General features: G+C 62.0%; 9 protein-coding genes. 7 read left to right on the plus strand and 2 right to left on the minus strand.

Annotated elements, in window-relative coordinates; all coding sequences use genetic code 11:
- The first annotated feature begins 209 nt into the window (after window positions 1-209).
- A complete protein-coding gene (locus ACODTO_RS28865) occupies window positions 210-707 on the plus strand; it encodes a GNAT family N-acetyltransferase (RefSeq protein WP_489107431.1) in 498 nt (165 codons plus the stop codon).
- Between the two features lie 51 nt (window positions 708-758).
- Here the strand turns inward: ACODTO_RS28865 and ACODTO_RS28870 are convergent, their stop codons facing one another.
- The gene (locus ACODTO_RS28870; protein WP_489107432.1) at window positions 759-1,448 is read right to left on the minus strand and encodes an aspartate/glutamate racemase family protein; all 690 of its coding nucleotides are present in this window, start codon (window positions 1,446-1,448) and stop codon (window positions 759-761) included.
- 184 nt (window positions 1,449-1,632) lie between these two features.
- Window positions 1,633-2,595: a halovibrin HvnC gene (locus ACODTO_RS28875; RefSeq protein WP_139645317.1), complete on the minus strand. Its 963-nt coding sequence runs from the start codon at window positions 2,593-2,595 to the stop codon at window positions 1,633-1,635.
- A gap of 279 nt (window positions 2,596-2,874) precedes the next feature.
- Here ACODTO_RS28875 and ACODTO_RS28880 point away from each other — a divergent pair, with 279 nt between their 5' ends.
- From ACODTO_RS28880 to ACODTO_RS28905, 6 genes are all read left to right on the plus strand, one after another.
- Window positions 2,875-3,546 carry a DUF3313 domain-containing protein gene (locus ACODTO_RS28880; RefSeq protein WP_489107433.1) on the plus strand — a complete coding sequence of 224 codons (672 nt, stop codon included), beginning with the start codon at window positions 2,875-2,877 and terminating at the stop codon, window positions 3,544-3,546.
- 105 nt (window positions 3,547-3,651) lie between these two features.
- Window positions 3,652-4,152 carry a thiol peroxidase gene (gene tpx, locus ACODTO_RS28885; RefSeq protein WP_024779993.1) on the plus strand — a complete coding sequence of 167 codons (501 nt, stop codon included), beginning with the start codon at window positions 3,652-3,654 and terminating at the stop codon, window positions 4,150-4,152.
- A 190-nt stretch (window positions 4,153-4,342) separates the two neighbouring features.
- Entirely contained in the window at window positions 4,343-5,659 is a 1,317-nt protein-coding gene (locus tag ACODTO_RS28890) for an MdtA/MuxA family multidrug efflux RND transporter periplasmic adaptor subunit (RefSeq protein ID WP_175386119.1), read from the plus strand.
- Entirely contained in the window at window positions 5,656-8,751 is a 3,096-nt protein-coding gene (locus ACODTO_RS28895; RefSeq protein WP_175386120.1) for an MdtB/MuxB family multidrug efflux RND transporter permease subunit, read from the plus strand. The genes ACODTO_RS28890 and ACODTO_RS28895 overlap by 4 nt, the downstream gene beginning before the upstream one ends.
- A 181-nt stretch (window positions 8,752-8,932) precedes the next feature.
- Window positions 8,933-12,037: an efflux RND transporter permease subunit gene (locus tag ACODTO_RS28900; protein ID WP_489107434.1), complete on the plus strand. Its 3,105-nt coding sequence runs from the start codon at window positions 8,933-8,935 to the stop codon at window positions 12,035-12,037.
- Window positions 12,034-13,509 carry an efflux transporter outer membrane subunit gene (locus ACODTO_RS28905; RefSeq protein ID WP_139645327.1) on the plus strand — a complete coding sequence of 492 codons (1,476 nt, stop codon included), beginning with the start codon at window positions 12,034-12,036 and terminating at the stop codon, window positions 13,507-13,509. Before ACODTO_RS28900 ends, ACODTO_RS28905 begins: the two co-directional genes overlap by 4 nt.
- Window positions 13,510-13,585: the final 76 nt, after the last annotated feature.

Below are 13,585 nucleotides of genomic sequence, written 5' to 3' on the forward strand. Positions count from 1 at the left end.
GCTCGCGATGACGGCTGCACATCCAACATCTTCGTCATCTGACCCACCGCTATCGCGAGCAGGCTCGCTCCCACAGTTGCGCACAAATCCAGCGACCACCCGAACCCCTGTGGGAGCCGGGCTTGCCCGCGAAGGCGTTCGTACATTCGCTACCGGATGAACGGCGGTTTATAGTCGACGGCCATCTCGCGTTTCCAGGAAGGAGCCGTATGTCAGAGCCCACGATTACCATCGCCCGATTCACTGAAGCCCATCTCGACGCGGTCACCGCGCTTTACAACGACCCGGCGGTGACCCGTCAGGTGCTACAGATGCCGTTCCAGTCCACCGAAGTGTGGCGCAAGCGTCTGGTGATGGACGATGAGCGCCACGTGAAACTGGTCGCGCTGCATCAGGGCACAGTCATTGGCAATCTGGGGCTGGAGCAGTACTCGCGCGTCCGCCGTGCCCACTGCGGGAGTCTTGGCATGGGCGTCGCCGTCGCCTGGCAGGGCAAGGGGGTGGGCTCGATGCTGCTGGCCGCCGCGTTGGAGGTGGCGGACAACTGGATGAACCTGCGGCGGGTGGAACTGACGGTATACGCCGACAACGAGGCCGCCGTCGGGCTGTACCGTAAATTCGGCTTCGAGACGGAAGGCCTGATGCGTGACTATGCGGTGCGTGACGGGCGCTGGGTCGACACCCTGGCCATGGCGCGGCTGCGTTGAACAGGTAGCAGCTGCTGGCGTACCGAAGTCGGGTGCCTGAGTACCTGCCGGTCAATCCAAGGCAAACGCCACCGCCGCCCGCGCATGCAGGTGGGTGGTGTCGAGCAGGGGCAGGGCGCTGTGCTCGGGTTTGATCAGCAGGCCGATTTCCGTGCAGCCCAGGATGATCGCCTGGGCGCCACGTAGGGTCAGGGACTCGATGACCTGCTGGTAGACCTGGCGCGATGCCGGGTTGATCACACCCACGCAGAGTTCGTCATAGATGATGCGGTGCACCGCCTGGCGCTCTTCTGCGTCGGGGACCAGCACGCTCAGCCCTTGGGCGCTTAGCCGATCCTTGAGGAAGTCCTGCTCCATGGTGAACGCCGTGCCCAACAGGCCGACCGTCACGGTTCCTCCGTCGAGGGCGGCCTGGCCGGTGGGGTCGGCGATGTGCAGGAATGGAATCGAAATGGCCGACTGGATCTGCGCCGCCACCTTGTGCATGGTGTTGGTACACAGCACCACGCACTCGGCACCGCCGGCCTGAAGGCGTCGCGCGGCATCCACCAGGATAGCGGCGGCATCGTCCCAGCGCCCGGCGTGCTGAGCCTGCTCCACCGGGCCGAAATCGACGCTGTGCATCAGCAGTTGTGCCGAGCGCAACGGCCCGAGCCGGTCCCGTACCTGCTGATTGATCAAGCGATAGTATTCGGCGCTGGATTCCCAGCTCATGCCGCCGATAAGGCCGATGGTGCGCATTGGATGTCCTCGGGCAGTGGCCTGTGTCGACGGGACCGGCCTGGCAGGAGTCTCCAATTGTTCAGGAGCGGATGCCAGAGGAACATCAACTGTAACGCTCATCTTTGCGTCAGGTGTCATGGTGTAGTGACTTTTCTCCGCTAGTCCAAGGCAAATCTGGCATGGCGACACCTGTCATACCGAATCACTGAACCAAGGCCTGCTCCTCTGCGGAGTAGCTGAAGGAGGCCTTGCCGCCGAGGCTGGCGGCCGGTGTCAGGCGAATGATCGGCACCACGATCTTTGGACTGGTGGAGTTATAGAAGTCACGTTGATTGTATTGGGCATCGGCCAATCCCTTGCTGTTTCCTGCGATATAGAAAAAGGCCAGGATCGGAAAAGTGTTGGGCCGTCCCGGAGTCCAGGTCTTGATAATGATCTCGTTATGATCGTTGAAGACCTGGGTCGCGTAGGCTGGAGTCTTAGCCGCCAGCAGCGCCCTGGACCGCAACGACTCCCTGAACGCAGGTGCGGCAAACGTATTGCGGTCATCGCTGACATCAAACCCGCATTGCTGAATGGGGTGCTGGGCATTGGGGTCGGGATAGGTCCATACATACACCCATTGCTCGGCGATCGTAACGTTATGGTACTGACACAGATTGCTGTGATAAGGATAAAAGGGGTGGGGGCCGCAAGGTGGGCTGCGTTGCTGGGTCCATCCATCCATGGGGTATGAACACATGTAAAACAGCTGGGCCTTGCCTGCTGGAGCCTCGAGGAAGGGGTACAGGATATAGCCGTTCTGGTAGTCCCAACCGAATGCGTTGCCCCCAAAGTTGGTGTCCGCTCTCATATAAGAAAAGGACACGGCGCCGTTCTGTAAGGAAATCGGACTGGGGTCCCAGACTTTATAGACATTGAGTGGGTCTTTTATGGTGAGCCGGAGGGTCACGCCCGAACAAAGGAATGCCGGTTGGGATTCGGTCTTGTTGCAGTTGGGGAAGTTGCGATTATACAGCGTGTCCAGGTAAGCGGCGGTGTCTGGTCCGTCGAGTATTTGAACACCATCAGCCATAGTGATTTCGGGCGGTTTTGTTGCAATTGGTGCACAACTGACCATCAGCGTGATCAGCAGCATGGCCATTAATCCACTTGATCTACGCATGATGAGTTCCTGGCTCCTGCGGCCAAGAACTCGTCTGTCGTCTCGGCGGCTGGCTTTATCAAACCTCTCTCGGACGGTATTGACTACTGTCAGGTCTGACAGGTGATGGGCATAAAACCCGCTACTCATCACTTGCAGGACGTCCATTCACAACCGGCGAAGAGGCGGGTTTCCCCTCTGTAGGGCAAGTTACTTTCATGCCTGAGCGGGCGAAAGAACCGCCCATTGGCTATACCTGTAGTCCCGCCCTCGTCTCGTGTGGCTTACAGGAGTGCCAGCATGAAACTCGCGTCAATGATGGGTAGCGTATGCATCGTCTCGCTCACCTTGGTGGGTTGTTCCAGCAACGTCACTCAGCCGGACGAATACTCCGGGTTCCTGGGGGATTACAGCCGGCTCAAGGAAGAAAAATCACCTTCGGGGGTCGCGGTGATGCGTTGGGTCGATCCGAAGATCGAGCCGGGCAAATACACCCATCTCTATATCGAACCGACGCAGCTGTACCCCAAGCCGCAGCCGACCGTGAAAATTCCCCAGGCCACTTTGTCCGGCATCACCGCGTATTACGACCAGGCGCTCAGGCGAGAGGCCGGCAAGTCCTTGCCCCTGGCGACCGGTCCGGGGTCGGGCGTATTGGTGATGCGTGCGGCCATCACCGCCGTGGGCAGCAAGACCGAGGGCCTGAAACCTTACGAGGTGGTTCCGATTGCACTGGTGGCGGCCGCCGTCAGTACCGCCAGCGGTATTCGTGATCAGGAAACCACGCTAGGCACCGAGGCGGTGTTCCTCGACGGCGGGGACAATGCGGTGATCGCCCAGGTGGTGCGCAAGGGCACGGGCAGGCCATTGTCCAACGACTCCCAGGTGATGAAACCCGATGACGTCAAGGGCGTCATCGACGGCTGGGCGGCGGATCTGCACCAGTCGTTCCTGAAGCTCAAGGACAAGTAGCGGTATTCAAGCGATGACTTTTTGTGTCTAACCATAGGTCGCGGCGGTATTTCATGGTTAACTCCGGCCTCGACCTTTTTCAAACATGCCAGAAGGAATCCGTTCATGGCTCAAGTCACCCTCAAAGGCAACCCGGTTCAAGTCAATGGCCAGTTGCCGCAAGCCGGTTCCAAGGCGCCAGCCTTTTCCCTGGTTGCCGGCAATCTGTCGGACGTTTCCCTGAAGGATTTCGCCGGCAAGCGCAAGGTCCTGAATATTTTCCCAAGCGTCGACACCCCGACATGCGCCACGTCCGTGCGTAAGTTCAATGCCCAGGCCAACGAGCTGAACAACACCGTCGTGCTGTGCATCTCCGCTGACCTGCCGTTCGCTCAGGCGCGTTTCTGCGGCGCCGAAGGCCTGGAGAATGTCCAGAACCTGTCCACCCTGCGCGGTGCCGAGTTCATCCAGAACTACGGCGTAGCCATCGCTGACGGTCCGCTGAAGGGTCTGACCGCCCGTGCCGTGGTCGTGCTGGACGAGAATGACACCGTACTGCACAGCGAATTGGTCAAGGAAATCGCCGAAGAACCAAACTACGACGCTGCACTCGCTGTCCTGAAATAAGGGCTCTGATCAGAGTATTTATTACAATTGTTAACGGCCTGGCTCTGCCCAGGCCGTTTTCATTTGTACTTCAAGCGTTTAGCCTGCAACCCGATACGTAAGCCCAAGGTAAATTGCCGGTAAAGGCGCTTTGCTAAATACCTGCCAGTGCTTATCGTTCAGCCTTCCATAAAAGATGCCCACGCGCCCAATGGTTGATCACTCCATGCAATCCTCTGTTCCCCGCAATTCCCGTCGCTGGCTGTTCAGCCTGTTCGTCGTATTGGTCGTCGCGGTGCTGGCCTGGAAATTCTGGCCGGCCGGCGCGGATCACAAGTCCGCTGCAGGACAGAAAACCGCCGCTGGACACATGGGGCGTTCGGGCGGCATGCGGCCCGGGTTCGGCGGTGCGACGGGGCCGATACCGGTTCGGGTGGCACCCGCCGTCACCGGGGATTTCCCGTTGTATTACAAGGCGTTGGGCACGGTCACGGCGCTCAATACGATCAACGTGCGCAGCCGGGTGGGCGGTGAGCTGGTCAAGATCGCCTTCGAAGAAGGGCAGATGGTGAAGGCGGGGGACCTGCTGGCCGAGATCGATCCGCGTCCCTACCAGAACGCCTTGCTGCAGGCCGAAGGTACGTTGCTGCAGAACCAGGCCCAGTTGAAAAACGCCCAGGTCGATCTCGAGCGGTACCGCGGCCTGTATGCCGAGGACAGCATCGCCAAGCAGACCCTCGACACCGCGGCTGCGCTGGTGGGGCAGTATCAAGGCACGGTCAAGACCAACCAGGCGGCGGTCAACGACGCCAGGCTCAACCTGGAGTTCACCAAGATACGTGCACCGATCTCCGGGCGCGTAGGCCTGCGGCAACTGGACATTGGCAACCTGGTGGCGGCCAACGACACCACGGCCCTGGCCGTCATCACCCAGACCCAACCCATCAATGTCGTGTTCACCCTGCCGGAAAACAACCTCGACACGGTGCTTGCCCGTTACCGCAGCGGCGCGAAGCTGCCTGTCGAAGCCTGGGACCGTGGCGATGTGAAACTCCAGGCCAGCGGCGTGCTGCAAAGCCTGGACAACCAGATCGACATCACCACCGGCACCCTGAAATTCAAGGCCCGCTACGATAATCGTGAGCAGTCGCTGTTCCCCAATCAGTTCGTCAACGTGCGCCTGTTGGCCGACACGCTCAAGGGGGTGATCCTGGCGCCGACCGCAGCCATTCAGTTCGGCACCAATGGCACCTTCGTCTACGCCCTGGAGGGCGACAAGAAGGTCACCATCAAGCAGCTCAAGGTCGGCGCCAGTGACGGCGAAAATACCGTGATCACGGAAGGACTGGCCGCCGGCGACCGGGTGGTGCTCGAAGGCACCGACCGTTTGAAGGAAGGCAGCGAGGTGGAAGTGGTCAACGACAGCCAGGATGTGCCCACCACGCCAACCGAACACCTGCAGGGCAAGCCTGCGGCAGCCCCGGCTGAACCCGCCGTGGCCGACAAGGCGAAAAAGGGCGGCGCATGAATCTCTCGCGGCTGTTCATCCTGCGCCCGGTCGCGACTACGCTGAGTATGCTGGCCATTGTCCTGGCTGGCCTGATCGCCTATCGGTTGCTGCCGGTGTCGGCATTGCCCCAGGTCGACTACCCGACCATCCGTGTCATGACCCTGTACCCGGGCGCCAGCCCCGACGTGATGACCAGTGCCGTGACCGCGCCCCTGGAGCGGCAGTTCGGACAGATGCCGGGCCTGACGCAGATGGCGTCCACCAGCTCCGGTGGCGCTTCGGTGATTACCCTGCGCTTCAACCTCGAAATCAACATGGATGTCGCCGAACAACAGGTGCAGGCAGCGATCAATGCGGCCACCAACCTGTTGCCGACCGACCTGCCGGCGCCGCCGGTATATAACAAGGTCAACCCGGCCGACACCCCGGTCCTGACCCTGGCGATCACCTCCAAGACCATGCTGCTGCCCAAGCTCAACGATTTGGTGGACACCCGCATGGCGCAGAAGATCGCCCAGATCAGCGGGGTCGGCATGGTCACCATCGCCGGCGGGCAACGCCAGGCGGTGCGGATCAAGGTCAACCCCGAAGCCCTGGCGGCCAACGGTCTCAACTTGGCGGACGTGCGCACCCTGATCGGTGCTTCCAACGTCAACCAGCCCAAGGGCAACTTCGACGGCGCGACCCGGGTGTCGATGCTCGATGCCAACGATCAGTTGACCTCGCCCAAGGACTACGCCGAGCTGATCCTGGCCTACGCCAACGGCGCGCCGTTGCGGCTCAAGGACGTGGCGCAGATCGTCGATGGCGCCGAGAATGAGCGCCTTGCTGCCTGGGCCAACGAAAACCAGGCCGTGCTGCTGAACATCCAGCGCCAACCGGGGGCCAACGTCATTGAAGTGGTGGACCGGATCAAGGCACTGTTGCCGAGCATCACCGACAACCTGCCGGCCGGCCTGGACGTTACCGTGCTCACCGACCGCACCCAGACCATCCGCGCTTCGGTCACCGACGTGCAGCATGAACTGCTGATCGCCATCGCCCTGGTGGTCATGGTGACGTTCCTGTTCCTGCGCCGTTTCAGCGCCACCATCATCCCGTCGGTGGCCGTGCCGTTGTCGCTGATCGGTACGTTCGGCGTGATGTACCTGGCGGGGTTCTCCATCAACAACCTGACACTGATGGCCCTGACCATTGCCACCGGTTTCGTGGTGGACGATGCCATCGTCATGCTGGAGAACATCGCCCGTTATATCGAGGAGGGCGACAGCCCGCTGCAGGCCGCGCTCAAGGGCGCGAAGCAGATCGGCTTCACGCTGATTTCCCTGACGCTGTCGCTGATTGCGGTGTTGATCCCGCTGTTGTTCATGGCTGACGTAGTGGGGCGCTTGTTCCGTGAGTTCGCCATCACCCTGGCCGTGGCAATCCTGATTTCCCTGGTGGTGTCCCTGACCTTGACCCCGATGATGTGCGCACGCTTGCTCAAGCGTGAGCCGAGGGAGGATGAGCAGGGGCGTTTCTACCGTGCCAGCGGGGCGTGGATCGACTGGCTGATCGCCGCCTATGGTCGCAAGTTGCAATGGGTGCTCAGGCATCAGCCGCTGACCCTGCTGGTGGCGGTGGGCAGCCTTGTGCTTACGGTGGTGTTGTACCTGGCCGTGCCCAAGGGGTTCTTCCCGGTGCAGGACACCGGGGTGATCCAGGGCATTTCCGAGGCGCCGCAGTCGATTTCCTTCGCCGCCATGAGCGAGCGCCAGCAAGAACTGGCCAAGGTGATCCTCGCCGACCCAGCGGTGGAAAGCCTGTCTTCGTACATCGGCGTGGATGGCGACAACGCCACCCTCAACAGCGGCCGGCTGCTGATCAATCTCAAGCCCCACAGCAAGCGAGACGACAGCGCCAGCGAGATCATTGCCCGCTTGCAGCCGCAACTGGATCGCCTGGTGGGCATCCGCCTGTTCATGCAGCCGGTGCAGGACCTGACCATCGAAGACCGGGTCAGTCGTACCCAGTACCAGTTCAGCCTGTCGTCACCGGACGCCGAATTGCTCACCCTGTGGAGCGGGCGATTGGTAGAGGCGCTGGCTCGCCAGCCGGAGCTGACCGACGTCGCCAGCGACCTTCAGGACAAGGGGCTCCAGGTCTACCTGGTGATCGACCGTGACGCCGCATCACGCCTGGGCGTGTCGGTGTCGAACATCACCGATGCGCTGTATGACGCGTTTGGCCAGCGGCAGATTTCCACCATCTATACCCAGGCCAGCCAGTACCGGGTGGTGTTGCAGGCCCAGTCCGGGGAGAAGATCGGCCCGCAGGCTCTGAATCAGATCTACGTCAAGACCACCGATGGTGGGCAGGTGCGCCTGTCGAGCCTGGCCCGGGTCGAGGAGCGTCAGGCCCAATTGGCGATTGCCCACATCGGCCAGTTCCCGGCGGTGATGATGTCGTTCAACCTTGCGCCGGGTGTGGCCCTCGGGCATGGGGTGGAGTTGATCGAGAAGGTCCAGCACGATATCGGCATGCCGGTGGGCGTGCAGACTGAGTTCCAGGGCGCGGCCCAGGCGTTCCAGGCCTCGTTGTCCAGCACCTTGCTGCTGATCCTGGCGGCGGTGGTGACCATGTACATCGTGCTGGGCGTGCTGTACGAGAGCTATATCCACCCGATCACGATCCTCTCGACCTTGCCCTCGGCGGCCATCGGTGCCTTGCTGGCGTTGATTCTCAGTGGCAACGACCTGGGCATGATCGCGATCATCGGCATTATCCTGTTGATCGGCATCGTCAAGAAGAACGCGATCATGATGATCGACTTCGCCCTCGATGCCGAGCGCAACCAAGGGATCGATCCGCAGACGGCGATCTATCAAGCCGCATTGCTGCGCTTCCGGCCAATCCTGATGACCACCCTGGCGGCCCTGTTCGGCGCGGTACCGCTGATGCTCGCCACCGGCTCCGGCGCGGAACTGCGCCAGCCCCTGGGGCTGGTGATGGTAGGCGGGTTGTTGGTGAGCCAGGTGCTGACGCTGTTCACGACGCCTGTTATCTACCTGTATTTCGATCGCCTCGGGCGGCGCTTTGCCCGGGTTGATGGGAAAGAGGTGCAGGCATGACGGCTTGTAGAACGATGACCACCATGCGCCCAGGGCAGAGGAGCTTTTTGTGGCGAGGGGACTCATCCCCGTCAGGCTGCGTAGCAGCGTCTTTTGTGAGCGCTGCGCACTCAAGCGGGGATAAATCCCCTCGCCACAAAATCGCTCGCCGCTTGAAGCTTGCGGCTTGGAGCTATTGCCCATGAACCTCTCCGGGCCCTTCATCAAGCGCCCCGTCGCCACCATGCTGCTGAGCTTCTCCATCATGCTGCTTGGCGGTGTGTGCTTCGGCCTGCTGCCGGTTTCGCCGCTGCCGCAGATGGATTTCCCGGTGATCGTGGTCCAGGCCAACCTGCCGGGGGCCAGCCCGGAGGTGATGGCTTCGACGGTGGCGACGCCCCTCGAACGCTCCTTCGGCGCCATCGCCGGGGTCAATACCATGAGCAGCCGTTCCAGCCAGGGCTCGACCCGGGTGATCCTGCAATTCGACCTGGACCGCGATATCAACGGGGCGGCGCGCGAAGTGCAGGCGGCCATCAATGCCTCGCGTAACCTGCTGCCCAGCGGCATGCGCAGTATGCCGACCTACAAAAAGGTCAACCCGTCCCAGGCGCCGGTCATGGTGCTGTCGCTGACCTCGGACGTATTGGAGAAAGGCCAACTCTACGACTTGGCGTCCACCATTCTGTCCCAGAGCCTGTCCCAGGTTTCAGGTGTCGGCGAAGTGCAGATCGGCGGCAGTTCGCTGCCGGCGGTTCGCATCGAGCTGGAACCGCAGTTGCTCAACCAGTACGGCGTGGCGCTGGATGACGTGCGCAAGACCATCGCTAACAGTAACGTGCGCCGGCCCAAGGGTTCGGTCGAGGATGACCGGCGCATGTGGCAGGTCCAGGCCAACGACCAGTTGGAGAAGGCCAAGGACTACGAAACCCTGATCATCCGTTACCAGGACGGCTCGGTGCTGCGGCTCAAGGACGTGGCGAAGGTCGCCGACAGCGTCGAGGATCGCTACAACAGCGGTTTCTTCAACAACGATGCCGCGGTACTGCTGGTAATCAACCGCCAGGCCGGCGCCAACATCATCGAGACGGTCAATGAAATCAAGGCGCAACTGCCGGCGTTGCAGGCGGTGCTGCCGGCCAGCGTCAAGCTGAACCTGGCCATGGACCGTTCGCCGGTGATCAAGGCCACCCTGCACGAAGCGGAAATGACCCTGCTGATCGCTGTTGCCCTGGTGGTGCTGGTGGTGTTCCTGTTCCTCGGCAATTTCCGCGCCTCGCTGATTCCGACCCTGGCGGTACCGGTGTCGCTGGTGGGCACGTTCGCGGTGATGTACCTCTACGGTTTTTCCCTGAACAACCTGTCGTTGATGGCGTTGATCCTCGCCACCGGGTTGGTGGTGGATGACGCCATCGTCGTGCTGGAAAACATTTCCCGGCACATCGACGAAGGTGTGCCGCCGATGAAAGCCGCTTACCTCGGTGCCAAGGAGGTGGGCTTCACCCTGTTGTCGATGAACGCCTCGCTGGTGGCGGTGTTCCTGTCGATCCTGTTCATGGGGGGCATCATCGAGAGCCTGTTCCGCGAGTTTTCCATCACCCTGGCGGCGGCCATCGTGGTCTCGCTGGTGGTGTCCCTGACGCTTACGCCGATGCTCTGCTCGCGCTGGCTCAAGCCCCACGTGCCCGGGCAGGAAAACCGTTTGCAGCGTGAGAGCCGGCGTCTCAACGACTGGATGGTTCGCGGTTATGCCACCAGCCTGGACTGGGTGCTGCGTCATCGACGCCTGACCTTGCTCAGTCTGCTGGTGACCATCGGTGTCAACGTCGCCCTGTATGTGGTGGTGCCAAAAACCTTCATGCCGCAGCAGGACACCGGCCAGTTGATCGGTTTCGTGCGCGGAGATGACGGCCTGTCGTTCAACGTGATGCAGCCGAAGATGGAAATCTTCCGCCGTGCGGTGCTCAAGGACGACGCGGTGCAGAGCGTGGCGGGCTTCATTGGCGGCAACAACGGCACCAACAACGCGTTCATGCTGGTGCGCCTCAAGCCGATCAAGGAACGGAGCATTTCCGCGCAGAAAGTCATCGAGCGCTTGCGCAAGGAAATGCCCAAGGTCCCCGGCGCCCAACTGATGCTGATGGCCGACCAGGACCTGCAATTCGGTGGCGGCCGCGAGCAGACCACCTCGCAATACTCCTACATCCTGCAAAGCGCTGACCTGGCGTCCCTGCGTGAGTGGTACCCCAAGCTCGTGGCCGCTTTCCGGACCTTGCCGGAGTTGACTGCCATTGACGCCCGGGACGGTGGTGGGGCTCAGCAGGTAACACTGGTGGTGGACCGCGACCAGGCCAAGCGCCTGGGCATCGACATGAACATGGTCACCGCCGTGCTGAACAACGCCTACAGCCAGCGCCAGATTTCGACCATCTATGACAGCCTGAACCAGTATCAGGTGGTGATGGAGGTCAATCCCAAGTACGCCCGGGACCCGAATACCCTGGAGCAGGTGCAGGTGATCACCGCCGACGGCGCGCGGGTGCCGTTGTCGACCATCGCCCATTATGAGAACAGCCTGGAGGATGACCGGGTCAGCCATGAAGGCCAGTTCGCTTCCGAGAGCATTTCCTTCGACATGGCCGAAGGCGTGACGGTGGAGCAGGGCACGGCCGCCATCGAGCGGACCATCGCCAGGCTCGGCATGCCCGAGGACGTGATCGTGAAAATGGCCGGCACCGCCGACGCCTTCGCGGCCACCCAGAAGAGTCAGCCGTTCATGATCCTCGGGGCATTGCTGGCGGTGTACCTGGTGTTGGGCGTGCTGTATGAAAGCTACATTCATCCGCTGACCATCCTGTCCACCTTGCCGTCGGCCGGGGTCGGCGCGCTGCTGTCGATCTACATGCTAGGCGGGGAATTCAGCCTGATTTCCCTGCTGGGGCTGTTCCTGCTGATTGGCGTGGTGAAGAAAAACGCGATCCTGATGATCGACCTGGCCTTGCAACTGGAGCGGGGTGGGCAGGCACCGTTGGAGTCGATTCGCAGCGCCTGTCTGTTGCGCTTGCGGCCGATCCTGATGACCACGCTGGCGGCCATCCTCGGTGCCGTGCCCCTGTTGATCGGCGGCGCCGAAGGTTCGGAGATGCGCCAGCCGCTGGGCCTGACCATCATCGGCGGGCTGGTGTTCAGCCAGGTCCTGACGCTTTACACCACTCCGGTGGTTTACCTCTATCTCGACAAGCTGCGCCATCGCTTCAACCGCTGGCGCGGCGTGCGCACCGATGCTGCCCTGGAAACTCCGCTATGAACGACCGTTCGTTTTTCAATCTTGTCGCGCCGCTGGCGACTGCCCGTGGCTCGCGGGCACTGAGCCTGGCGCTGTGCGTGGCCATGCTCAGCGCCTGTGCGATTGGCCCGGATTACCAGCGCCCGCAGGCCGCCGCGCCAGCGCAATACAAGGAAGCCCAGGGTTGGCGCCAGGCCAATCCGAGCGATGCCCTGGGCCGTGGTGCCTGGTGGGAGTTGTATGGGGACGCGCAGCTCAATGGCCTGGTGGAAAAACTCAATACGTCCAACCAGACCGTGGCCCAGGCCGAAGCCCAGTACCGCCAGGCCCAGGCCCTGGCGCGCAGTGCCCGGGGGGCGTTTTTTCCCTCGGTGGACCTGACCGTTGGCAAGAACCGCTCCAGCCAGGGCACGGGCAGCAGCAGTTCGAGCCTGAGCAGCTCGTCCAGTGGCATCCGCGACACCTACAGCGCCCAGGCCGGGGTCAGTTGGGAGGCTGATGTCTGGGGCAAACTGCGGCGCACCCTGGAGGCCGATGAGGCCAGTGCCCAGGCCAGTTTCGCCGACCTGGCCGCCATGCGTCTGAGCCAGCAATCGGAACTGGTGCAGAATTACCTGCAATTGCGGGTGATTGACCAACAGAAACGTCTGCTGCAGGCCACCCTGGAGAACTATCAGCGTTCGCTGAAGATGACCGAAAACCAGTACCGAGCCGGGGTGTCCGGCAAGGACGCAGTGGCCCAGGCGCAGAACCAGCTCAAGACCACCCAGGGCGACTTGATCGACCTGATCTGGCAGCGTGCTCAGTTCGAAAATGCCATCGCCGTGTTGATGGGCTTGCCTCCGGCTGAGTTCAACCTGGCGGAAACCCAGGACATTCCGTCGTTGCCGCAAGTCCCGGTGGCACTGCCATCGCAGTTGCTCGAACGGCGGCCGGACATCGCCTCGGCGGAACGCTCGGTGATGGCCGCCAATGCCAACATCGGCGTGGCCAAGGCGGCCTATTACCCGGACCTGACCCTGAGCCTGAGTGGCGGCTACAGCAGCAGTACCTATGACAACTGGATCAGCGTACCGAATCGCTTCTGGTCGGTGGGGCCACAACTGGCCATGACGTTGTTCGACGGCGGCCAGCGTTCGGCGGAAGTCGACCGCAGTGTCGCGGCCTACGACCAGACCGTCGCCACCTACCGCCAGACCGTGCTCGACGGGTTTCGCGAGGTGGAAAACTACATGATCCAACTCAAGGTGCTGGAAGACGAAGCCCGCGTGCGCCAGGAAGCCCTCGACGCCGCGCGCGAATCCTTGCGCCTGACCCAGAACCAGTACAAAGCCGGACTGATCGCCTACCTCGACGTGGTGACCGTCCAGGCCACCGCCCTGAGCAACGAGCGCAGCGTGCTCAGCCTGCAGCAGAGCCGGTTGATCGCCAGCGTGCAGTTGATCGCGGCGTTGGGCGGGGGGTGGGATGGGCAGGTGGAGGCGGACGAGTGATCGGAGGTCGCAGCAGGAGACAGTTCTGGAGAACAACTGTGGGAGCAAAGCTTGCTCGCGATAGCTGTGGACCAGC

Source organism: Pseudomonas sp. FG13, assembly GCF_057809755.1.